Source organism: Synechococcus sp. CS-205, assembly GCF_025128255.1.
Classification (GTDB): Bacteria; Cyanobacteriota; Cyanobacteriia; order PCC-6307; family Cyanobiaceae; genus Regnicoccus_A.
Map to the genome: position 1 here is coordinate 55061 of NZ_JAHLZB010000004.1, position 22895 is coordinate 77955.

Sequence of the window (22895 nt, forward strand, 5' to 3'; positions counted from 1 at the left end):
GTGGGAGGCGGACTGGACGGGATCGGCGCGATGGGCGGCGGGCCTTGCTCATGACGGCGCCATGTGCTGCAGACGGAGGCCGGAACAGCCGGCTTCCGGACTCTGGTCATAGCGCCTGGAGGAGAAGTTGGCGGCGGGCCGCGGCCGATGCCCCCGCTTGCGAAGATCGATCCCCGAGCCCGCCTGCCCTCCGATGCCCCTCACCGCCCTGGTGCGCCAGCTCGAGCAGGTGCCCCTCACCGGGGAGGTGCTGGAGCGCAGCGGGCGCCCCGAGCGGTTGCGCCTCAGTGGAGCCGGCCGGGCAGCACGGGCGCTGATCGCCAGTGCCCTCGCCCGTCGCAGCACCAGGCCCCTGGTGGTGATCGTGCCCACCCTTGAGGAGGCTGGTCGCTGGGCCGCCCTGCTTGAGCTGATGGGCTGGCCCACAGCTCAGCTCTACCCCACCAGCGAGGGCTCCCCTTATGAACCCTTTGATCCCACCAGCGAGATCACCTGGGGCCAGCTGCAGGTGCTCAGCGAGCTGATCGACGGCAGCGGCCGGCCGTGGTCAGGAGCGATCGTGGCCACCGAGCGAGCCCTGCAGCCCCACCTGCCGCCGCCGGCCGCCCTGGCCGCCCGCTGCCTGAGCCTGCGCAAGGGCAGCAGCGTCGACCTCGAGCAGCTGGCCGACACCCTCACCCGTCTGGGCTACGAGCGGGTGCCGACGATCGAGCAGGAGGGCAGCTGGAGCCGCCGCGGCGACATCGTCGATGTCTTCCCGGTGAGTGCCGAGCTGCCGGTACGGCTGGAGTTCTTCGGGGAGGACCTGGAGAAGCTGCGGGAGTTCGATCCCGCCACCCAGCGCTCCCTCGACGCGATCGAGGCGGTGCGCCTCACCCCCACCGGCTATGCCCCGCTGATCGCTGATGCCCTGCGCGAGTCGATGCCGGAGGCTCTGCCGGAGCTGCTCGCCGCTGAGGCCCTTGAGCAGCTGCTCGAGGGAGGCACACCCGAGGGGATGCGCCGGCTGCTGGGCCTGGCCTGGCAGCAGCCGGCCTCCCTGCTCGACTATCTGCCCGGCTCCACCCTGATCGCTGTGGATGAGCGGCGCCAGGGCCTAGCCCATGGCCAGCAGTGGTTCGATCACGCCAGCGGCCACCACGCCGAGGTCAGTGCCTCGCTGCCTCCAGACTCCCTGCCGCCCTCGCTGCACAGGCCGGTGAGCGAGGCCCTGGCGGCGGCCGATCGCTTCCCCGGCTTCGATCTGGCGGAGCTGCACGAGAGCGACCGGCACCCCAACAGCTTCGATCTGGCCAGCCGCCCGGTGCCGGCCCACCCCAACGCCTTCGGTCGCCTGGCAGCCCTGGTGAAGGGCTACCAGCAGGAGAAGTCGCGGGTGTGGCTGGTGTCAGCCCAGCCCAGCCGGGCCGTGGCGCTGCTGGAGGAGCACGACTGCCCGGCCCGCTTCGTGCCCAACCCCCACGATTTTCCGGCGATCGAGCGCCTGATCGAGCAGGCCACCCCGGTGGCCCTGAAGCTGCGCGGCACCGCCGAGCTGGAGGGGCTGCAGCTGCCGGCCTGGCGGCTGGTGCTGCTCACCGACCGGGAGTTCTTCGGCCAGCACAGCCTGACCGCCTCGGGCTACGTGCGCCGGCGCCGCAAGGCGGCCAGCCGCACGGTGGACCCGAACAAGATGCGCCCCGGCGACTTCGTGGTGCACCGCAACCACGGCATCGGCCGCTTTCTGAGGCTGGAGAAACTGGCGATCAGCGCTGAGTCGCGCGATTACCTGGTGGTGCAGTACGCCGACGGGCTGCTGCGGGTGGCCGCCGACCAGCTGGGCAGCCTGGGGCGGTTCCGCGCCAGCACCGACAGCCCGCCGGAGCTGAACCGCATGGGCGGTGTGGCCTGGAGCCGGGCCAAGGAGCGCGCCCGCAAGGCGGTGCGCAAGGTGGCGATGGACCTGGTGAAGCTCTATGCGGAGCGTCAGCAGGCCGATGGTTTCCCCTTCCCTCCCGATGGCCCCTGGCAGGGGGAGCTGGAGGACTCCTTCCCCTACGAGCCCACGCCTGATCAGGTGAAGGCGATCGCCGACGTCAAGCGCGACATGGAGAAGCCCGAGCCGATGGACCGGCTGGTGTGTGGGGATGTGGGCTTCGGCAAGACCGAGGTGGCGATCCGCGCGGTGTTCAAGGCGGTGACGGCCGGCAGGCAATGTGCCCTTTTGGCCCCCACCACGGTGCTGGCGCAGCAGCACTGGCGCACCCTCAGCGAGCGCTTCGCTCCCTACCCGCTCAAGGTGGCCCTGCTCAACCGCTTCCGCACCGCCGCCGAGCGCAAGACGATCCTCGATGGCCTCAAGGATGGAAAGGTGGACGTGGTGGTGGGCACCCACCAGCTGCTGGGCAAGAGCACCCACTTCGAGAAGCTCGGACTGCTGGTGGTGGATGAGGAACAGCGCTTCGGGGTGAATCAGAAAGAGAAGATCAAGGCGCTGAGAAAGGACGTGGATGTGCTCACCCTCTCGGCCACACCCATTCCGCGCACGCTCTACATGAGTCTCTCGGGGGTGCGTGAGATGAGCCTGATCACCACCCCGCCTCCCCTGCGCCGGCCGATCAAGACCCACCTGGCGGCCCTCGATGAGGAGGCGGTGCGCAGCGCCATCCGCCAGGAGCTCGACCGAGGCGGCCAGGTGTTCTACGTGGTGCCGCGGGTGGAGGGGATCGAGGAGGTGGCTGGAGTGCTGCGCGAGATGCTGCCGGGCCTGAAACTGCTGGTGGCCCACGGCCAGATGGCTGAGGGGGAGCTGGAGAGCGCGATGGTGGCCTTCAACGCCGGAGAGGCCGACGTGATGCTCTGCACCACGATCATCGAGAGCGGGCTCGACATCCCAAGGGTGAACACGATCCTGGTGGAGGACGCCCACAAGTTCGGCCTCGCCCAGCTCTATCAATTGCGAGGCCGGGTGGGCCGCAGCGGAATCCAGGCCCATGCCTGGCTGTTCTATCCCGGTGATGCATCACTGAGTGAAGCAGCACGGCAGCGGCTGCGGGCGATTCAGGAATTCGCCCAGCTGGGGTCCGGCTACCAGCTGGCCATGCGCGACATGGAGATCCGCGGTGTGGGCAATCTGCTGGGGGTGGAGCAGAGCGGCCAGATGGAAGTGATCGGATTCGATCTCTACATGGAGATGCTGCAGGAATCGCTCGCCGAGATTCAGGGCCAGGACATCCCGGTGGTGGAGGAAGCCCAGATCGATCTGCCGATCACCGCCTTCATTCCCGCGGACTGGATCCCCGAGAGCGACGAGAAGATGGCCGCCTACCGCGCCGCCGCCGACTGTCGGGCCCGTGAGGAGCTGGTGCAGCTGGCCGCCGACTGGGTGGATCGCTACGGAGCCCTCCCATCACCGGTGGCCAGTCTGCTGCAGCTGATGGAGCTGAAGTTGCTGGCGCGGCGTTGCGGCTTCTCGCGCATCCGCCTGGAGAAGCCCAACATCGTGCTGGAAACACCGATGGAGGAACCAGCGTTCCGCCTGCTGCGCCAGGGTCTTCCCCAGCACCTTCACGGCCGGCTGGTGTATCAGGGCGGCGGCGGCAGCACAGCCAAGGTGCTGGCCCGCGGCCTGAATGTGCTGGCGGCCGAGCGCCAGCTGGACACCCTCAAGGAGTGGCTGGCGGCAATGGCCGAGCAGATCCCCGGGGCGGATGGCCTCACCGATGCCCAGCGGCAGGAGCAGGCGGCCGCAAATAACGCCGCCGTGCTGGCGGTGTGAGGCCCCGTGTCCGGCTGCGGGCAGGCTTCAGATTGTCTTTTGTCTCATCTCCGCAAAAGTTCGTTACAGTGCTGTGACCTGAAACGTAAACATGGGTGAATTGGTGGGTGGTACCGGCGGCCTGACGGCAGAGCTCCAGAGCGGCTACACCCTTGTCTCGGCTCTGATCAGCGTGCTGGCCCTCGGTCTGTTCGCCCTGTTCCAGAACGACAAGGAAAACGACGACGACGACTCCAGCCCCGGCGGCGGTCTGATGCAGCCCGTCTCCTGAATCGGTTTAGGCCGGTCTGCAGACCTAAGGGGTGGCGACGGCAGGAGTTCCCAGAGCGGCTGGCAGGTTGGCGCTGGTGGGATTGAATGTGGTCGTTGAAGCGCTGGTGGCCCGCAATTTTTTCACCAGGGTGGATTCAGCGGCGCGGTACTGAACATCCTTGGTGGTTCCCAGATCTTCGAGCTTGAGCTTGGCGGCTTCCTCTTCGCTGAGCTTCACCGAGACATCCGGGGCGATGCCGTGCTTGTGGATGTCTCGGCCGCTGGGGGTGAGGTATTTGGCGATGGTGACGGTCATGCCGGATCCATCGGAGAGTCCGCGCACCGACTGCACCAGGCCCTTGCCGAAGGTTTTCTGACCGACCAGCACGGCCCGCTTGTTGTCCTGCAGGGCACCGGAGAGGATTTCGCTGGCACTGGCGGATCCTTCGTTCACCAGCACCACGATCGGTGACTTGGTCAGGGCACGACCATTGGCCCGGCGCACGTCCTGGATGCCGTCCCGGGTTCTGGTGGAGACGATGATGCCTTCATCCAGCAACTGCCGGGCAATCTCGACGCTGGCCATCAGCAGACCGCCCGGGTTGCTGCGCAGGTCGAGCACATAGCCCTGAACTCCCTTCTGCTCCAGCTCGCGCAGGGCGGCGCGCATGTCCTTGGCGGCGTTGGCGTTGAACTGCTTGAGGCGGATGTAGCCCACCTTGACGCCGTCGGGGCCGCTGTTGATCTGGTGCTCGACCGCATGCAGCTCGATCCGGGCCCGGGTGAGAGGCACCGTGACCACCTGTTTGCGGCGACGCAACTCCAGGGTCACCTTGGTGCCGGCCTGGCCGCGGATCAGCTTGACCGCATCCGCGGTGGTCATGCCCTTGGTGCTCTTGCCGTCGATCGAGACGATCACATCCTTCGGCTGCACGCCCGCCGCCGAGGCCGGTGAGCCATCGATCGGTGAGACCACCACCAGTTCCTTGCTGTCCTTGTCGAGGCTCAGCTGGATGCCCACCCCGGAGAGTTCTCCGGAGGTGTCGATCTGCATCTCCTTGAACTCCCGCGGATCCATGAAGCGGGTGTAGGGATCGTCGAGGGTGCCCAGCATCCCCCGGATCGCCTCGTAACTTTCCTTGGTGCTGCCGTAGCTCTTGGCCAGCAGGTCGCGACGGAGCTTGCGCCATTGCTCCGGGGTGTATTTGCCGGTGGTGTCGAGGTAGTCGCGGAAGACGATCTGCCAGGCCTGATCCATCACCTCCTTGGGACTGTCGGTGATCAGGGAGGCGGCGCTCGGGGAGCCCAGCCAGTCGGTGCCGACGATCACGGCTGTGGTGCAGGCACCGAGTCCGGCGAGAATGGCGATGCCGGTGCGTCCCCTGCCCATTGGCTGCGTTCCTGGAGCTTGACTGTCTTATCAAGCTAGCCTGGGTCCCCGGCAAGGGCGAGGCATCGGGGCCGGTCACAGTCAAGTCCGGATGTGACCGCCAGCAGCTGAGCGCCGGATCTCAGGGATCGACCCAGCGGCCGTCCTCCTTGATCAGGTTGATCAGAGCCTCCACCCCCTCGGCCTCCGGCACCCGGCGGATCTCGTCGCGGCCGCGGTAGAGGGAGATGGTGCCCGGGGTCTTGCCCACGTAGCCGTAGTCGGCGTCGGCCATCTCGCCGGGGCCGTTGACGATGCAGCCCATCACGGCGATGTCGAGGCCGGTGAGGTGGGCCGTGGCGTTGCGCACCACGTGCAGCACCTCCTCCAGGTTGAACAGGGTGCGGCCGCAGCTGGGGCAGGCCACGTACTCCACCATCGTTTTCCTCAGGCCCAGGGCCTGCAGGATCGAATAGCAGACAGGAATCTCCTTCTCGGGCGCCTCGGTGAGCGACACCCGGATCGTGTCGCCCAGGCCCTCGGCCAGCAGGGTGGCGATGCCGGCAGTGCTCTTGATCCGGCCGTAGTCGCCGTCGCCCGCCTCGGTGACGCCCAGGTGCAGGGGGTAGTGGAACCCGCCTGCGTCCATGCGGTCGGCCATCATCCGGTAGGCGGCCAGCATCACCGGAGCCCGCGACGCCTTCATCGACACCACGATGTTGTGGAAGTCGAGGCGATCGCAGATGTGGATGAACTCCATGGCGCTCTCGACCATGCCCAGGGGCGTGTCGCCATAGGTGAACAGCATCCGCTCGGCCAGGGAGCCGTGGTTCACGCCGATGCGCAGGCCCTTGTCCTGCTCCTTGAGCAGGCTCACCAGCGGTTCGAGCGTGGCCTGGATCCGCTGCCCGATCGCCGCCACTTCCTCGGGGGTGAACTCGGTGCGGTTGGGATCGGGCTTGTCGAACACATACAGGCCCGGGTTGATGCGCACCTTGTCGACGTGCTGGGCCACCTCCAGGGCGATCTTCATGCCGTTGTGGTGCACATCGGCCACCAGCGGCACCGGCTGGTAGGTGTCTTCGAGGCGCTTGCGGATCTCCTTCACCGCCTTGGCATGGGCCAGGGAGGGCACCGTGAGCCGCACGATCTCGCAGCCCGCCTCATGCAGGCGGCGGATGCCGGCCGTGGCGCCCTCGATGTCGAGGGTGTCCTCGTTGATCATCGACTGCACCACCACCGGGTGCTCGCTGCCCACCCACACGTCACCCACCCGCACGCTGCGGGTCTTGCGGCGGCGGATCAGGGTGTCGTAGCGGGGGTTGCTGGCCCAGTCGGCGGGGAGGCCCGGATGGCTGGTGTCGGGGCGGGCGAGGGTGCCGGTCATCGCCAGGGGGCCGGGAAGTGGGCTAACCCTGCCACAGATCAGGGGGCGCCTGACGAATCCTGAGCATGGGCTGGGGCGGTCTCGAGCTGGTCAAGACGCGCTCTGACCGCCTTGAGGTCCTGCCAGGTGTGCCACTTGGGAGTGTCGGGCTCCCGTGAGGGATTGCGCAGCAGATAGGAGGGGTGAAAGATCGGCAGACACCACCGCCCCTGCCAGGGACGCCACTGGCCCCGCAGGCGGGTGATCCCTCCTTTGATGCCCAGCACCCCTTCCACGGCGGTGGCGCCGGCCAGCAGCACCAGCTTCGGTTGCACCAGTTCCACCTGCTGCAGCAGCCAGGGCAGGCAGGCGGCCATCTCCTGGGGGGTGGGTTTGCGGTTGTCGGGTGGCCGGCACTTCACCACATTGCAGATGTAGGCGTCGCGGTTGCTGTCGAGGCCCACGCTGGCCAGCATCCGGTCGAGCAGCTGGCCGGCCCTGCCCACGAATGGGGAGCCCGTGGCGTCTTCCTGGGCGCCTGGTCCCTCTCCGATCACCATCAGGGCGGCACGGGGATTCCCCCGGCTCACCACCACCTGCTGCCGGCCCTCGGCCAGGGGGCAGCGACGGCAGTTGGCGCAATCACGCGCGAATTGTTGCAGCGCTGCCCCTGAATCGCCCTCCACGCCCTTGCCTGCGGATCAGCACCCACGCTCGCCGCAGCTGGGGGCAACTGTCCAGCTGTCAGGCCCGACGGTGCCCGCTCGAACCTTTCCCAGGATGGGCGTCAGGCAGGATGCTTGATCTCCCTGGCGCTTCTCTTTCGGAGCGCCGTGGCCCGTTGCGGCCACTTCGCGCTGCGGCCTTTGGCCGCGCCCCCGCCGATGCCCCGCCCGTTGAAGCTCTCGGCCCGGGCCGAAGCCCTGCAGCCTTCGCTCACCCTGGCCATTGCTGCCCGTGCCAGGCAGTTGCGCGCCGAGGGGCAGGACGTCTGCAGTCTCAGTGCCGGCGAGCCCGATTTCGATACCCCGGCCTTCATCCGCCAGGCCGCCAGCGAGGCCCTCGAGGGCGGAGCCACCCGCTATGGCCCGGCCGCGGGAGAGCCGGCCCTGCGCGAGGCGATCGCCCGCAAGCTCAGTGAGGAAAACGGCGTCCCCACCCAGGCGGAGCAGGTGCTGGTCACCAATGGCGGCAAGCAGGCCCTGTTCAACCTCTTCCAGGTGCTGCTGGGCCCCGGGGATGAGGTGCTCCTGCCCGCCCCTTACTGGCTGAGCTACCCGGAGATGGTGCAGCTGGCAGGGGCCAGCGTGCGGCTGCTGCCCAGCGACGCCGAGCACGGGTTCCGGCTTGATCCTGAGCAACTGGAAGCGGCGATCACCCCGGCCAGTCGCCTGCTGGTGCTCAACAGTCCGTCCAACCCCACCGGCATGGTCTTCAGTCGCCTGGAGCTGGAGGCGATCGCGGCCGTGCTGCGTCGTCATCCCCAGGTGGCTGTCGTCTGTGACGAGATCTACGAGTTCCTGCTCGCCCCCGGCCACCGGCACCACAGCTTCGCGGCGGTGGCACCCGATCTGAGCGATCGGGTGTTCATCGTCAATGGCTTCGCCAAGGGCTGGGCCATGACCGGCTGGAGGCTGGGATATCTGGCTGGACCCGCCGCCGTGGTCCGCGCCGCGATCGCTCTGCAGAGCCAGAGCACCAGCAACGTCTGCTCCTTCGCCCAGTTCGGCGCCCTGGCGGCGGTGAGCGGCCCGCGTGACTGCGTCGCGGCGATGGCCCGGCAGTTCACTGAGCGGCGGGCCCTGCTCCACGAGGGCCTCGCCTCCCTGCCGGGACTCACCTTGCGGCCGCCGGAAGGCGCCTTTTACGCCTTCCCGGATGTGAGCGCCCACGGGCTCGATTCGATGACGTTCTGCAACCGGCTGCTCAACGACGTGGGCCTGGCCCTGGTGCCGGGGGTCGCCTTCGGTGATGACCGCTGTGTGCGCCTCTCCTGCGCCGCCTCGTCCACCACCATTCGCGATGGTCTGAACAGGTTCGGCCGCTTCCTCTCCACCCTCTGATCCTCCTTGACCCCTCTGGACTTCCGTCGCCGCCCGCCAGTCGGCTTCCGCCTGGCTCTGCTGGCTGGTCTGGCCCTGGCTCTGGCGCCGGCGGCGCTGCCGCCGCAGCTGCAGCGGGCTGCGCCCCTGCTCGCCGGTGCCCAGGCCCGGCAAAAGCAGCTGCGCATCAGCGCCATCCCCGATCAGAACCCGGAGAAGCTCAACCGCCTCTACGGGCTCGTGGCCTCTGAGCTCAGCCGACAGCTGAAGGTGCCCGTCAAGTACGTGCCCGTGACCAACTACACGGCGGCGGTGAGCGCCTTCCGAACCGGTGATCTGGATCTGGTCTGGTTCGGTGGCCTCACCGGCGTGCAGGCCCGTCTGCAGAAGCCGGGCGCCCGGGTGATCGCCCAGCGCGACATCGACGCCTCCTTTCACAGCGTGTTCATCGCCAACACCTCGGCTGGGCTGAAGCCCCTGCGCAACGTCAAGGGCCTGGCGGAACTGAAGGGCAAGCGCTTCACCTTCGGCTCGGAGAGTTCCACCTCCGGGCGGCTGATGCCGCAGTACTACCTCAACCAGGCCGGCGTGAAGCTGAGGGATTTCGCCGGTGGTGCCCCAGGCTTCAGTGGCAGCCACGACGCCACCATCGCCCTGGTGCAGAGCGGTGCTTACCAGGCCGGTGCGGTCAATGAGCAGGTCTGGAAGAGCAACCTGCGCTCCGGCAAGGCCGATCGCCGCAGGGTGGCCGTGATCTGGCGCACCCCCGGCTATCCCGATTACCATTGGATTGCCCAACCCAATCTGGATCAACGGTTCGGCAAGGGCTTCACCAACAAGCTGCAGAAGGCCTTTGTGGGGCTGCGCCGCAGCAATCCGCAACAGGCCCGGATCCTGGAGCTGTTCGGTGCCCAGAAGTTCATCCCCGCTCCGGTGAGCCAGTACGCAGCCATCGAGAAGGTGGGCCGCCAGATCGGCAAGATCCGCTGAGCCACGGATCTCGTGCCCCCCTAGCCTGAGGCCAGGTCCCGGCGGTGGCATGCGCTTCAACGGCAGTCTGGAGGAGCTTCAGGCCCTCGTCGCCCAGCTCGGGCAACCCGGCCACTGGGTGCACCAAGGGGCGTTCGAGATGTACGTTCTCGACGACGAGGAGACCAACATCCGGCTGAATTGGTGGCCCCGCAGCGGCGATCTCCGCCTGGTGGGCGATCCTGCCCAGCGTGTGGATCTGGAGAATGCTCTCCAGACCCTGCTCCCTGATCCCGGGGACGCCACGGGCTGATCGTGTCCCGTCCTCACCGGATCGATCCCCCTGCCGTGATCAGCTCACCCGACCGTCCTCTTCTGGAGCTGCGCGCCATCCAGGTGCCGGGCCGCATGGCCCCCAGGCTCATGGAGGTGTCGTTGCAGCTCAGGCCTGGTGAGCGTGTGGCCCTGGTGGGCCCCAGCGGCGCGGGCAAGAGCACCCTGCTGGCCGTGGCCAACGGCCTGCTCAGGCCCGACGCCGGCGAAGTGCTCTGGAATGGCGTGGCCCCAGCGCGCTCGAGGCGCCGGCGCCGGCGGCAGCAGGCGTTGATCGGCACCCTCTGGCAGGACCTGCGCCTGATCGAGGAGCTGACGGTGCAGCAGAACCTGAACGCCTCGCGGCTGGCCCGCTGGGGCTGGCCGCGGGCCCTGCTCAACCTGGTGCTGCCCCTCGACACCGCCGCCAATGCAGCGGTTCTCGAGAGGGTCGATCTCAGCGCCCTCCTGCTGGGGCAGCCCGTGACCGCCCTCTCGGGCGGCCAGCGCCAGCGCCTGGCCCTGGCCAGGCTGCTGCGGCAGGATCCGCTGCTGTTGCTGGCCGACGAACCCCTGGCCCACCTTGATCCGCGGCTGGCGCGGGAGCTGCTGGGCTTGTTGCTGGAGCAGGCCCGGGGACGGCGGGCCCTGTTGCTCAGCCTGCACAGGCCCGATCTGCTCGATGGCTTCGATCGGGTGGTGGCCCTGCGTCAGGGCCGGGTGGTGCTGGATGCTTCCCCGTCGGAGCTGACCGGCTCCCAGCTGGCGGCGCTCTACCGGTCCGAGGCATGACGGCCATCCCCGCCCGGTCCTGGCGGCAGCTGCGCCTGGCGCCTCCACTGCTCCCCCTGCTGCCCGCCCTGGTCTGGCTGCCGGTGCTGCTGGTGCTCCCTGCTGTCTTCCACGGCGGTGGCTGGGACCTGATCGGCCAGTTCGCCCGGGCGGCCTTCAGCCCGTCCCTGGACCCTCAGGTGCTGGGTTCCGCCCTCTCCGGCCTGGGGGTCACCGTGGGCATCGCCCTGCTCGGCTGGGCCTTGAGCCTGGCGCTGGGGCTGCTGGGCGGGGTGCTCAGCTCCCGCACGGTCTGGCGGACAGCCACTGGCAGCGCCCTGCCGGCGGAGTGGATGCGCCGGCTGCTGGCGGTGCCCCGGGCGGTGCATGAGCTGCTCTGGGGTCTGCTGCTGTTGCAGCTGCTCGGTCTCCAGCCGGTGGTGGCGGTGCTGGCGATCACCATCCCCTACGCCGCCCTGGTGGCGCGGGTGGTGAGTGATCTGCTCGATGCCCTGCCCACCAAGGGTCTGGAGGCCCTGCGCCTGGCGGGAGCACCGGCGGGGCCGGCCTTGCTCACCGCCCTGGGGCCGGCCCTGCAGCCTGGAGTGCTCAGCTATGGCGGCTACCGGCTGGAGTGCGCCCTGCGCAGCGCCACCCTGTTGGGGGTGTTCGGCCTCGGCGGGCTGGGCACCGATCTGCGTCTCACCCTCCAGTCGCTGCAGTTTCACGAGCTCTGGAGCGGTCTGTGGTTGCTGTTGCTGGTGATGCTCGCGCTGGAGGCCCTGCTGCGGGGCCTGCGGCGGCGCTGGGCGATGCCGGCCCGCTTCGGCCTGACGCACCGCTCGGTCGGGCGTGGTGGTCGGGAGGTGGCCTTCGGCCTGGTGCTGCTGCTGCCGGTGCTGGTGCTGGTGGCCATGGCGCTGGGGGTCAACCCTCTGCAGCTGGGGCAGCTCCAGCCCCTGCCCCCCTGGTCAGCCGACTGGCCGGCGGTGGCGGCCTTGCCCTGGCCCTCGCTGATCGGCTCCACCCTGGGGCTCACCCTGCTGGCGGCCGCCCTGGCGGTGGGCAGCGCACCGCTGCTGCTGCTGCTGATGGCCCCCTGGCCCTGGGGCCGGGTGCTGATGCAGGCCATCTGGGCCCTGGGGCGGCTCTGGCCACCACCGCTCACGGCCCTGCTGCTGCTGTTTGTGCTGCAACCGGGAGTGCTCACGGCTGCCCTGGCCCTGGCCTTCCACAACCTGGGCGTCCTCGGCCGCCTGCTTCTGGAGGCCGAGGAGTCGGCTTCTGTGCTGGCGGAGGAGGCCCTGGGGGCCGCCGGCACCGGCCCGCGGCTCGCCCTGCTCTACGGCCGCTTCAGCGCCCTGGCCCGCTCTTACCTGGCCTATGGCGCTTACCGCGCCGATGTGATCCTGCGCGAAACGGTGGTGGTGGGTCTGGTGGGGGCGGCGGGGCTGGGCAGCCTGCTGCTGGAGGCCCTCAGTTCCTTCGCGATCGATCAGCTGATCGCCCTGGTGGCGGTCTACGTGGTGCTCACCCTGGTGGGGGAAGATCTCAGCGACCGCCTCCGCCGGCGCCTGCTGGCGGCCTGACGCCCAAGCCCATGGCCGAAACCCCGACACCACGCAAGCTGATCGTGCTGGGGGACAGCGGTGTCTACGGCTGGGGGGATCCCGATGGCGGCGGCTGGTGCGAGCGGCTGCGGCGCCACTGGATGGGTCTGCCAGAAGGGCCCGTGCTCTACAACCTCGGGGTTCGCGGCGATGGCCTCGAGCGGCTGGCGACCCGCCTGCATGGGGAGGTGGGCTGCCGGGGCGAGCTGCGCCGTCAGGCCCCCCAGGGCATTGTGATCAGCGTCGGTCTGAACGACACGGCCCGGGTCGGTCGTCCCGATGGGCGCCACCAGCTGGCGCCGGAGGCTTTCCTCTTCGGCTTGCAGCAGCTGTTGCGGGAGGCGGTGCGGCTGGCTCCGGTGCTGGTGCTGGGGCTGACGCCGGTGGATGAGGCGGCGATGCCCTTCGCCGGTTGCCTCTGGTATCAGCTGGCCACGGTGCGCCAGTACGAGTGCCTGCTGGAGGAGGCCTGCCTGGAGGCCGATGTGCCCTTCCTGCCGCTGCTGGAGCCTCTGCTGGATGATCCCCACTGGAGTCGGCTGCTGAGCGCCGATGGCCTGCATCTCAATCCCGACGGCCATGGCCGGGTGTATGAGCAGGTGCGCCAGTGGCCTGCCCTGCTGGCCTGGGCGGGTCTGGAGTCGCGCCTGGCCCGCACGCCGGCCCACTGAAACGGCCGGCCCAATCACCCATCTGGGGGAGGACCGTTCCCCGGTTGGGGTGAAGCGCGGCCAGGGCCGCTCGGCAGAGGGTGGAACCACGGACCCACCGCTGTCCCCGCCATGCCAGATCCACGCCCCCAGCCTCACCAGGACCAGGACCTCCACAGCCGCAATGCCGACCTGCTTCAGCGCTTTCACAGCAGCGCTGACCACCGGCTGCGCAACCGTCTGGTGGAGCTGAACCTGCCCCTGGTGCGCCAGGTGGCTGGGCGCGTGAGCGCGAGCACCCGCCTGCCACTCGAGGATCTGGTGCAACTGGGCTGCCTCGGGCTGATCCGCGCGATCGAGGCCTTTGATCCGTCGCGCCCCACTGCTCTGAGCAGCTTCGCGGTGCCCTACGTGCACGGTAGCTTTTCAATGCAACGGGTCTATCCTTGCCCATGCTGGCCGTCCCTTACAGCCGTGTCTCCAGTACTGAACAGGCTTTTGGCGGTGTCGGCCTAGCCAGGCAGCAGGCGTCTCCCCAGGCCTACTGCGAGGCCAGGGGCTGGACCCTCTGGGAGGGGCATGGGTACGCCGACCAGGGGATCTCAGCCTTCGGCGGCCAGAACATCCACAGCGGGGCCCTGGGCCGCTTCCTGGCGGACCTGAAGGCCGGGCAGTTCGGGGGTGGGCCCGTCGCGCTCCTGATCGAGGACGTGGACCGCTTCAGCAGGGCGTTCCCCCTGGAGGTGCTGCCCGTGCTGATCGAGGACCTTCTGAACGCAGGGGTCACTGTCTCGGTGATCTCCCGGAACAAGGACTACAGCCGGGAGTCGATGCGATCCGGCCAGATCGATCTGATCGAGCTCCTGCTGTGCCTGGGTGCCAGCCATGAGTTCTCCCAGAAGCTTTCCAGGCGCCTGGAACACGTCCACGAAGTGAAGCGCCAGCGCGTCCGCAGAGGTGAAGCTGTCGATCCAGGGATGGCCCCGAGTTGGTTGGAACTTGGCCCCGATGGCCAGTGGGCCTTCACCCCCTACGCCGAGGTGGTCCGCCGGGTCCTGAAGATGGCGGAGGCAACGGGCTTCACCTCCATCGCCCGGAAGCTCAATGCCGAGGGAGTTCCCTGCCCCGGTCAGGCAATGAAGGAACGGTGGAAGACCAACCGCCGGGGGGGGGAGAATGGGTCAAGGGAGCCGAGGCCAGCATCAACATGGAACAGCTCCAGCGTGGGGCAGATCGTCGGGAACCCAGCCATCCACGGTGCCCGACGGGTGGTGGAACCAGGCCTGCAGGCAAGGACCAGATCCTGGCGGGAGGAGTGCGCCCGTTTGATGCGTCAGGGCGTTCCCCAAGCTCAGCTGCCTAGGCGGCCGGTACGCACCTATGAGCCGGACCAGGAGGACTACTACCCGGCCCTGCTTAGCCCAGCCGAACATGCAGCGCTGCTGGCCTCCATCCGGCAGCGGACCAAGCTCGTTCGGGGCAGGACGGACCAGCTCCACTGGATCGGCCAGGGCCTCACCTTCTGCTCCTGCGGCTCGAGCATGGGGGCACTGCAGACGGGGAAAGGCCGCAGCCTCCAGGGGCCGGATCGTCGTTACCTTCGTTGCCATTCGGTCCACAAGGGACTGGGCTGCAGTGCCCCCATGGTGCGGTTGGTCGATGCCCAGGCCCACCTCCTGACCCGCCTCAGCAGCGATTCCCTGCTGGAGATCCTGGGATCCGGCGGCACCGACAGCAAGCAATCGGAACTGGCTGCTGCCATCCGTGAGCAGGCCACCGCCCAGGGGGATATCGACATGGTCAGCCGTGCTCTCCAAGCTGGTCAAGCTGCCCTTCTAGGGGAAGTCGACTCAGCGGTGGTCGGCATGCTGGCCCGCCGTCAGGTGCAACTGGAAGCCCAGGAGGTTGAAGCCAGGAAACGCCTGGCAACTGCTGATGCCCGGCTGCAGCACCTGCAGGCTGGGCCAAGCAGAGAGCAGCTGGGGCTGGAGGGCAGGGCCCAGATCCAGGGGCTGATGCGGACGTTCTCGCTCGGGGAAGACAAGGTGGAAGATCGCCGACGAGTTCATGCCCACCTGCTGCAGCTCGGGCTGAGGGTCACAGTCGATGGGATCGAGAAGCGGATCGGCCTGTCCGTTGGTGATGGCCCAATCCAGTGGCAGCCCCTGGCACCGAAGGCACGCAAGTTGGCTCTGCAAACGGGAATGGTCAACCCAGAGCGGGCATTCGATCAGCCACTTCCCAGGGAAGGCCTGGAGCAGGCCAGAGGCCGCCAGGTGGTGCCGGTGGTGGTCGACGTGAGGCACAGCACCTCAAAGGAGCTGGAGGCCGCCCTTGAGGGGAACGGATTGAGCAGGATGCGATTGGGAAAGGATGCGATTGAGGTCGAGGTGGAGTTCGACCTCGAAGCGAAAGAAGAGGCGCCCTGAGGATTCAGACGACGTGGATGCCCAGCTGGACGACATGGAGGGCAGGCAAAAGGATTGAAGCGTCCAACTCCCGGCAGCCTGGGCTGAGCCATGCCTCACCGATTGGGCCGTGGTTCGGTGCATCCTCGATGCGGAGCACTGGAGGCGCTGGAGGCAGCTCTATCCCTAGAGGAAGCCAGCCATCATCCCTTGCCTGATCGAGGGCCTGATTAATGGCTGCGCAGCACCATTCGTAGTCGCCCTCAGCGGCAAAGATGAGCGCACTCCTTGGGTCATTCATCCACCTTGGGGATGTGATGGCCCAGCAGGCTGCTGCGACCCAGTTCATCACCGTTTTGTGAACTCGGATTGCACTGAGTCGTCCGTTGAGATCCCCAATCTGTTTGGCGTCGAGAGCACGTTGTAGCCGCTGCACTCGGTCTGGCTGAGATCTCCGAAGGGCCTCCAGCAGCTCCTCGTATGCAGCCTTGGAGGCGGCTGGATCTCCTGGGTTCACCACCTCACAGTAGTACGCAGCCTTGGAGGTGGCTGGATCCCCGGAATCCACCTCACGGCGCTTCAGCGTTGGGAAGATCGACGATGGGTCAATTGGGAGGAAGGAAAGGTGCTCTGTGTCCTGCTCCTTGTCCTGCTCCTTGTCCTTGTCCTTGTCCTGGTCCTTGCCCAGCTCTTCGTCCGAGAAGAGCGGCGACATGTCCAAGAGCAGGTCCTGCCATCCGCTGGATTTGCTGGGCCATAACTCGGATGGGGTCTTGGTCTTCTTGCCGTCCTCCAAGGCGCGGGTCAAATCCCCGAGGGGATCTTGATCATCTGGCTGATTCACCTTGAAACCACTGCGTCGATCGGACACCATCAGTGGGGTGGTGAGGTACTTACCTGACTCTACTGATGGGGTATGCTGATACCAAGTCAGCCTTCAACCGACCGCGACGGGAGGAGGCAACGCCTGCAATCGCGTACAAACCCCTCCAGCTAGATGGTTTCCACCGTCCAGCGGAGTCGGCGTACGAAAGATTCTGGCGTTGTCCAGCAAATCAAGTCCTCCGTCGACTTCCGCGCTGCTGTTAATGCAACAGCCGCCCATTGCAATATCAGTGTCTCAGGACTCTTTCGGTCCGCGCTGATTCACTACGCCCAAGTTCGCCCCGACCTGCCGGACGATCTTCGGCGGGAGCTGATCGAATCCGGCAACAAGATCCGCAGCCTCAGAAGCTCTCCTTTCAGTCCAATGGACTGCACGTCTGAAGGCCGTATGCCAATGCCTCAGCCCACCACTTCCACGGGGGAGGGTTGAAGCGATGGCTGCCGATAAAAAACCCCGGACGGGTGACGACCGTTCCGGGGCTTCCGCTCGACTAACCGAGCTACGTTGTGACTGCCAACCCGTAAATTCTCCCACAGCTGAGGGTCTTTCGGCAGTCAATGCCGCTGTTGGGAACTGGGTCGACATCCTGACCAACGTCGGCAAGGTCGATTCATACCTGCTTGATGGCAAGCCGCATGGCTGCCCCATCTGCGGGGCTGGCACCGACCGCTTCACCTTCGACGACAGGGCAGGCAACGGCACTTGGATCTGTCGGCAGTGCCCGGCCAGGCCAGGCAAAACCGCTGGAGCTGGTGATGGGATGGCCCTGCTGATGGCCGTCAAGGAATGGGATTTCAAGCGGGCAGCCCAGGCGGTTGAGCGGCACCTGGGCCTCCCGTCCACCATCAGCCCCCAGAGGGCCCCAGGGGCGCCCAGCAGCCTGCAGGAGCCAGCATCCCCACCACCTGGGTCCATCACCCTGGCCCGACTGCCAGAGCCGCTCCCTGAGGCACCGCCTGATCACCTCCCCGCCGGCCACAAGCTCACCTACGGCCCAGACCAGTGGACCGAATGGGAGGACGGCAGCCGCCCCGGTAAGGACGGCCAGCTCAAGTCCAAAGGCGAGCGTCCACGGCACCGCGACGCCAGCGGGAAGATTCAGTATTCCGCTGGCTCTGACCCATGGTCGCTGTTCGGCGCTGAGCTGCTCCACCACGCCCAGGGCCAGTGGATCGCTGCTGCCGAGGGGCCGAAGTGCGCCAGGTGGCTGCAGGCAGGTGGCCTGGTCGCCGTCAGTCAGCCAGGCCACGACCACAAGGACCAGTCCATCCAGCGCCGGTTCCGGGACCTGCTGAGCGCTGGTGTCGCCGGGATGCTCTACCTGAGCGACCACGACGACACCGGCCGCAATAAAGCCGATCAGCTCGCACGCTGTGCCGCTGCTGTCGGCTTCCCCTTCATGCACCTGCCTGCCGTGGCGGCGTGGACGGACATTCCCGAGAAGGGCTCGATTGATGACGCCCCCGGCACCGCTGCTGAGCGTGTCGCTGCAATCGAGCAGGCCATCGCGCAGGGCAAGCCCAAGCCCCTGGTGGTCGAGCAGCAGCAGGAGCCTGGGGAGCAGCGGGGGCAGCGAGATCCGAAGACCAAGAAGGAGTTGCAGGACTTCCTCAGCAGGCGACACACCTTTGAGCGAGACGAGCTACTAGACCTGCCCGTCATCGACGGGGAACACGTTTCCGCTCGTTTTATCCCCCGGTACGACCAGTTCCTGGCTGATCGCTACGGATTGGAGTTCCACCCGCGAACCGCAGAAGGCGTCCTTCGTTACCTCTGTGATCGCAGCCCTTTCAACCCTGTCGCCCGCTATCTACAGGCAGCCGCTGTCAGCACCGAAGCGCGTCTGCTGTCGCTGCAGGAGATCGGCCACGCCTTCGGCATCGCTGATGAAGACATCGTCTCCCTGGATGCATTGGCCCGTCACCTCGTCGGCGCCCTCAAGCGCGGGCTGCAGCCTGGCTACAAGCACGACCAAGTGTTGATCCTGTCGGGAGGACAGGGCTTCCTCAAGTCGGAGGCCATCACAGCGTTGGTGCCACACACCGGCTGGACTGACTCGGAGTCAGGGGTGCCGAAGTTTGAGGAGTGGCCGTTTCTCATCCGGCTGTCCTCCTGCTGGCAATTCGTTTTCGACGAGTGCGACCGGATGCTGCGCGGCAAGCACAGCAGCGAGGTGAAGGGGCTGGTCACGCGACGACATGACCAATGGGCCCGCAAGGGCGAAACGGAAAAGACCAATCACCCACGCCGCTGCGTGATGTGGGGAACGACGAATGAGGAGCACGGCATCCTCAATGACCCCACCGGGGTCCGAAGGATCTGGATCGCCTTCGTGCAGCATCCCTGCAACCCCGGCTGGATCGCCCGCAATCGCGATTCGATCTGGGCCACGGTCATGACGTGGGCCAGTGCCGGTGGGATCAACTTCTATCCGCAGGGAGACCCCCTTGAGGCGGCACTCAGGGAGCGAGCGTGGGCGGCCTCGTTTGAAAGCGTCTATGCCCCACAACTCCACCTCGCCCTGGACGCCCTGCCTGTTCGAGACGGTTTCGCCGGGATCACCCAGCACGACCTGGTCCTTCGGGCCCTAGGGAAAAACCTGGAGGGGATCTGCGACCGCAGGGAGCGGTTGGACCTGATCGAGGAGGTGAGCCGAGCCGTCACTGCCGCCAACTTCACCACCCACGGAGGGCAGTGGCGGTGGAGGAAACAACGCAAGCGCTACGGCCTCCCTAACGCTGTGGCCGGCTTCGAGCCTGTGCCGTCTTCCGAGAACCCAGCGAGAGCAGCAGCAGCAGGGGATCACCTTCCGGCCGGGTTCCTGGTGGAGCCGGAGATTCCTGTGTCGACCTGTGCCGGACTTGTGCCGACCCCCCGACACGGTCACTCCCCCTGGGGCGCAACCGAAGTCAGAGACTGTGCCGACCGTGTCAAGGAAAAAGAGGTACTCCCTAGGGAGGGTCAGACAGACAGATCTCAGATCCGTCCGTCTGTCCGTCTGACCCCCTCCCCTAGGGAATATCTCCAAAAGGTCGACACGCCTGACACAGTCGCTGACTCCCCTTCCAGCCCAATGGAAGTGACCGTGTCGACCCCCCCGCACAGGCCGGCACAGGGGTCAGCACAACACCCAAATCAACCCACTTCTGCTGCTGGCTCGGGGCTTTCTCCGCCCCCGGCGGCCCCATCAACCTCAAAGCTCATGGCCGCTCAGAACAACGCCACCTCGACCACCATGCACCGCCCCTCAAGCCTCATGGCCCTGGTCAGAGACAGAGCCGATGCTGAGGGCAACCAGGTCGAGGCTCTGCCCCAGATCGCGACTGCAGACGACCAGCCCCAGGGCGCGATCCCTGATGAACCCCCGCCCGCTGGCGAATCACCAGCCCCATCGCCTGGGGCGGAAGCTCCCCTTCGCTTCGATGAGGGCGATCTGGTCGACGTCTTCGCTGAGGGGCCCCAGGAGTGGCTACCCGGTTACCGAATTGCTGCCGTTGAGAAGACCACCCAGGGCGTCAAGGTCCGGGTGAAGGAGGTGGAGGGCGTCGACTGGCGCATCCTCTCCGCTGATCAGATCCGGCGGCACACCGATCACCGGCAGGCCGCCTGATGCTCGAATTCCTCACGGGCAGCGCCTTCGGCAGAGATCGGGCCAGCGGGCTCCAGTTCCGGAACCAGGGGCTGGGTCCGGGCCTCCTGCTGGAGCTGGTGTGGCTGCCCCGTCTGGCTCGGGGAAGCGCCCGGAGAAGCCGTTGCTGCTGGTGCTGGTGACATGGCCCTGGGGCGCGGGTCGGGCCCGCGCTCAAATCTGGATATACCCCGCAATCCCGATCGGAGACTTGGTCTTTATCATTCCTCTCTGAGTATGCCCATACACACATATTCCTGGGCCTGTCCTCTAAGGCCGTTCTGACTGCCCTAGCCGTCATGACCTGATGAACCGCATCGGCCAGCCCGCCCCTGTCCCGCTCGAAGAGGCTGCCTTTCTCCTTGGTGTCCAAGAAGGAGCCGCGAGGTCATTGCCGCTGCCTTCGGGATCGACAAGGCCGAACTCAGACGCATTAGGTGGGGTCGCCGGATCGAGGCCTGGATGGACCACGACACGTAGCTGGTCTTCGATGTTTCCCTGGCCCCAGATGAGGCGCAGGAGCTCCAGGAGCTGCGGGAACGGAAGCGCCAGCTATGAACAACACGGCCCCCGGCCCTGCCCCGGACTGCCCAACCCGATCTCTCGACCAGTGACTACTGCTGCTACTGGCCGGGACGGACGTACCTGGTGAGGCCAGACGGGACTGGTGGGGGCGGCTGGAGCACGCGGGGGAGCACGCATAAGCACGCGCTCGTACCCTTCCCAGCTATCCCAGCACCCCGCTCCAGCCAGCTGGACAGATCGGTCTAACCCTCCTCGTGGCCGCCCAATCTGTCAAGAAAGATCGACATGTCTAGTTCTTCACGGTTCACTGATCAACAAAACCTGTTGAGTTCTGCTCCGTCACCTGCCGAGGCCCGATCAGCTCTCTTTCAGGCCCAGGTGGATGAGTGCCCGGCGGACGGTGGCTGGATACCACCTGCCCCCGCGAGGCGCAGCGACCAGGGCGCGGTTCAGTTCCGCTGCCATGGCCGACAGGGAGAGACCCTGGCCCTGCATCACCTGCAGCAGGCCTCGAACCTTTTCGGCCTCGGCGGTGGCGTTGGCTTTGAGGACCACAGCGCCCTGACGGCTGGCGCTTGGGTTGGCGCCACCAAGTTTCACGCCCCTGGCCTTGGCTGCGGTCAGGGCCTCCTTCGTCCTTTCGCTGATGCGGCGGCTCTCAAATTCCGCGACCGTCGCCATTACGCCCAGGATCAGGCGGCCGGCTGAAGTGGTCGCGTCAATGTCTGGCAAGTCAGCGAACAAGAAGCCGGCCATTCCGTTGGCTTCGGCTTCACGGGACAGCCGCAGGATGAGTTCCGCATCACGGGCCAGGCGATCGAGCTTCGCGACCGCAATGGCGGCCTTGCGCTTGCGGGCTTCAGCCAGGGCGGCGGCCAGCTGCGGCCTACTGGCCTTCCGGCCTGATTCCACCTCGGTGTACTCGGCAACGATCTGGGCGCCCCTGGCCTTGGCCAGTTGCTGGACACGTTCTCTCTGCGCTTCCAGGCCAAGGCCGGAGCGGCCCTGCTGGTCAGTCGAGACCCTGTAGTAGGAGATCATTTCCATCGGTCTGTGGGTTGCGGTGGTGGTGTGGGTTGAGAGGGCCCAGGGCGCCCCTGGAGCGGGCAGGCTGAGGGCCGGCGGTTGATCGGGTATCGCGTCGCGCTCAAGCGGCGGCCTGGCTGAGGGCTTTGCGGACGCGGTGCCTGGTGATGCCGAGCTGGTCAGCGATCCGCTGCTGAGACCAGCCGTGGCGGTGCAGGCGGTGGATGCGCTCGGGCTGGGTCTCGACCAGGCGGAGAAGGAGGAGGAATGGCACGAGCAGCAGAACGGCTGCCCACGCCAGAAGGCATGTGGTTGTCATTGGTTGTCGGGGAATGCTTCGAGGTGTCGGGGAGGCGGCATGCCTTCGCTCCGACGAACTCATCTTAGCAAACCCCGACGAACGTTCAACCTGGTACGCGTTATTGAGAATGCATGGCCTGCCTGCCAGCAGTGCGTCCCCCTGCAGGCCCCGGGCCACCCACCCCCATGGGGGTAAATCCGAGTGAGCCTGTATAGGTACGCCCACGCACCGATTAGGCACAAATCACAGCAGGCTCCGATCTGATACTTGTGGTCATCAAGTGCCCACCTGAAAGAGCAGCGAACAATGAAAATACTTCTTGTCCTGATCCTGGCCTTCCTCCCGTCTGCAGCAAGTGCCTCCTGTTCTTTTTCTGCGAATGACCCATATGGGGTGGGGCGGCTCCGGACTGCATGAACCGAGAAAACGAAATGAGAAACATGCGCATGGACATGGACAACCTCCGCAGGCAGACGAACCCCCCGTCGAGCTACCAGTCGCCCTACCAGTACCGGTCGCGTTACTGAAGTCATGCGGCGTGCCTGCCTGCCGGCCAGTAGCAGCGACATGCCGCTGTGCTGTGCTCCGCTGTGGCTGCACTGCCCCCAGTTAGGCCTATGCATTGGCAGCACTCCGTGCATGGGATTGGCGCCGAGACCGGCGCTCTCCTGGTGCAGTTGCTCCCTCAGGGGCTCCTCCTCGGACAACAGCCCCGCCGCCCAGGCCTACTGGGGCATTGGGTCGCCGCTATCGATGCAAGGAGATCGGCAGCTATGCGAAGGCCCAGGAGCTGCTGCGCCAGGGGCACACCTACTTGGACGGAGACGGGGATGGCAAGGCCTGTGAGGCTCTGCGCTGAACACTCCTCTTCCTGGCCTGCCTCGATCACTGAGCCGAGCCAGCCGCCGGGCTGAGCTGTTGCCGCCCCTCGCTGGAGCTGCCATGAGTTGGTGATCAAGGCTCCCCCATCTGGGTGCTCCGCCCTCCCCCAATCGGGTGATCTGCGGCGCACCTGTCACCTGA

Annotated in this window: 18 protein-coding genes and 1 pseudogene; 13 read left to right on the forward strand and 6 right to left on the reverse strand. The window is 66.9% G+C overall.

The window, feature by feature from the left end; translation table 11 throughout:
* Positions 1-193: 193 nt before the first annotated feature.
* A complete protein-coding gene (mfd, locus tag KQ297_RS00505; protein ID WP_259737688.1) occupies positions 194-3757 on the forward strand; it encodes a transcription-repair coupling factor in 3564 nt (1187 codons plus the stop codon).
* Between the two features lie 91 nt (positions 3758-3848).
* Positions 3849-4028, forward strand: a complete 180-nt coding sequence (locus tag KQ297_RS00510; RefSeq protein WP_259737689.1) for a hypothetical protein — start codon at positions 3849-3851, stop codon at positions 4026-4028.
* Positions 4029-4052: 24 nt separating this feature from the next.
* Here KQ297_RS00510 and KQ297_RS00515 read toward each other — a convergent pair whose 3' ends face one another.
* From KQ297_RS00515 to KQ297_RS00525, 3 genes are all read right to left on the reverse strand, one after another.
* Positions 4053-5399, reverse strand: a complete 1347-nt coding sequence (locus KQ297_RS00515) for a S41 family peptidase (RefSeq protein ID WP_259737690.1) — start codon at positions 5397-5399, stop codon at positions 4053-4055.
* Between the two features lie 121 nt (positions 5400-5520).
* Positions 5521-6765, reverse strand: coding sequence for a (E)-4-hydroxy-3-methylbut-2-enyl-diphosphate synthase (gene ispG, locus KQ297_RS00520; protein WP_259737691.1), 1245 nt, complete (start codon positions 6763-6765; stop codon positions 5521-5523).
* Positions 6766-6803: 38 nt separating this feature from the next.
* A complete protein-coding gene (locus tag KQ297_RS00525; protein WP_259737692.1) occupies positions 6804-7430 on the reverse strand; it encodes a uracil-DNA glycosylase family protein in 627 nt (208 codons plus the stop codon).
* Positions 7431-7628: 198 nt separating this feature from the next.
* Between KQ297_RS00525 and KQ297_RS00530 the strand changes: the two genes are divergently transcribed.
* The 8 genes from KQ297_RS00530 (at position 7629) to KQ297_RS00565 (ending at position 15527) form a co-directional block, all read left to right on the forward strand.
* Positions 7629-8807, forward strand: a complete 1179-nt coding sequence (locus KQ297_RS00530; protein ID WP_259737693.1) for a pyridoxal phosphate-dependent aminotransferase — start codon at positions 7629-7631, stop codon at positions 8805-8807.
* A gap of 15 nt (positions 8808-8822) precedes the next feature.
* On the forward strand, positions 8823-9776 hold the full coding sequence (locus tag KQ297_RS00535) for a putative selenate ABC transporter substrate-binding protein (protein ID WP_399250913.1): 954 nt from the start codon (positions 8823-8825) through the stop codon (positions 9774-9776).
* A 49-nt stretch (positions 9777-9825) separates the two neighbouring features.
* Complete coding sequence (locus tag KQ297_RS00540; protein WP_259737694.1) at positions 9826-10068, forward strand: hypothetical protein; 243 nt, start codon at positions 9826-9828, stop codon at positions 10066-10068.
* 35 nt (positions 10069-10103) lie between these two features.
* Positions 10104-10859, forward strand: a complete 756-nt coding sequence (locus tag KQ297_RS00545; RefSeq protein ID WP_399250915.1) for an ATP-binding cassette domain-containing protein — start codon at positions 10104-10106, stop codon at positions 10857-10859.
* On the forward strand, positions 10856-12427 hold the full coding sequence (locus KQ297_RS00550) for an ABC transporter permease (RefSeq protein WP_259737695.1): 1572 nt from the start codon (positions 10856-10858) through the stop codon (positions 12425-12427). Before KQ297_RS00545 ends, KQ297_RS00550 begins: the two co-directional genes overlap by 4 nt.
* A gap of 11 nt (positions 12428-12438) precedes the next feature.
* A complete protein-coding gene (locus tag KQ297_RS00555; RefSeq protein ID WP_185466968.1) occupies positions 12439-13119 on the forward strand; it encodes a GDSL-type esterase/lipase family protein in 681 nt (226 codons plus the stop codon).
* 111 nt (positions 13120-13230) lie between these two features.
* Positions 13231-13614 (forward strand): sigma factor, encoded by a 384-nt coding sequence (locus KQ297_RS00560; protein ID WP_259737696.1) that lies wholly within the window; start codon positions 13231-13233, stop codon positions 13612-13614.
* Positions 13551-15527 (forward strand): recombinase family protein, encoded by a 1977-nt coding sequence (locus KQ297_RS00565; RefSeq protein ID WP_259737697.1) that lies wholly within the window; start codon positions 13551-13553, stop codon positions 15525-15527. Before KQ297_RS00560 ends, KQ297_RS00565 begins: the two co-directional genes overlap by 64 nt.
* A gap of 4 nt (positions 15528-15531) precedes the next feature.
* On the opposite strand, the gene KQ297_RS00570 is transcribed toward KQ297_RS00565, so the two are convergent.
* Positions 15532-16380 carry a hypothetical protein gene (locus KQ297_RS00570; RefSeq protein ID WP_259737698.1) on the reverse strand — a complete coding sequence of 283 codons (849 nt, stop codon included), beginning with the start codon at positions 16378-16380 and terminating at the stop codon, positions 15532-15534.
* A 445-nt stretch (positions 16381-16825) separates the two neighbouring features.
* Between KQ297_RS00570 and KQ297_RS12765 the strand changes: the two are divergent.
* Positions 16826-17140, forward strand: a pseudogene (locus tag KQ297_RS12765) (primase-helicase zinc-binding domain-containing protein); the annotation flags it as partial.
* 12 nt (positions 17141-17152) lie between these two features.
* Entirely contained in the window at positions 17153-20002 is a 2850-nt protein-coding gene (locus KQ297_RS00575; protein ID WP_259737699.1) for a VapE domain-containing protein, read from the forward strand.
* A 900-nt stretch (positions 20003-20902) separates the two neighbouring features.
* Here the strand turns inward: KQ297_RS00575 and KQ297_RS00580 are convergent.
* Both KQ297_RS00580 and KQ297_RS00585 read right to left on the reverse strand, forming a co-directional pair.
* Positions 20903-21592, reverse strand: coding sequence for a recombinase family protein (locus KQ297_RS00580; protein ID WP_259737700.1), 690 nt, complete (start codon positions 21590-21592; stop codon positions 20903-20905).
* Positions 21593-21692: 100 nt separating this feature from the next.
* Positions 21693-21845, reverse strand: a complete 153-nt coding sequence (locus tag KQ297_RS00585) for a helix-turn-helix domain-containing protein (protein ID WP_259737701.1) — start codon at positions 21843-21845, stop codon at positions 21693-21695.
* A 763-nt stretch (positions 21846-22608) separates the two neighbouring features.
* Between KQ297_RS00585 and KQ297_RS00590 the strand changes: the two genes are divergently transcribed.
* Entirely contained in the window at positions 22609-22731 is a 123-nt protein-coding gene (locus KQ297_RS00590; protein WP_259737702.1) for an excalibur calcium-binding domain-containing protein, read from the forward strand.
* Positions 22732-22895: the final 164 nt, after the last annotated feature.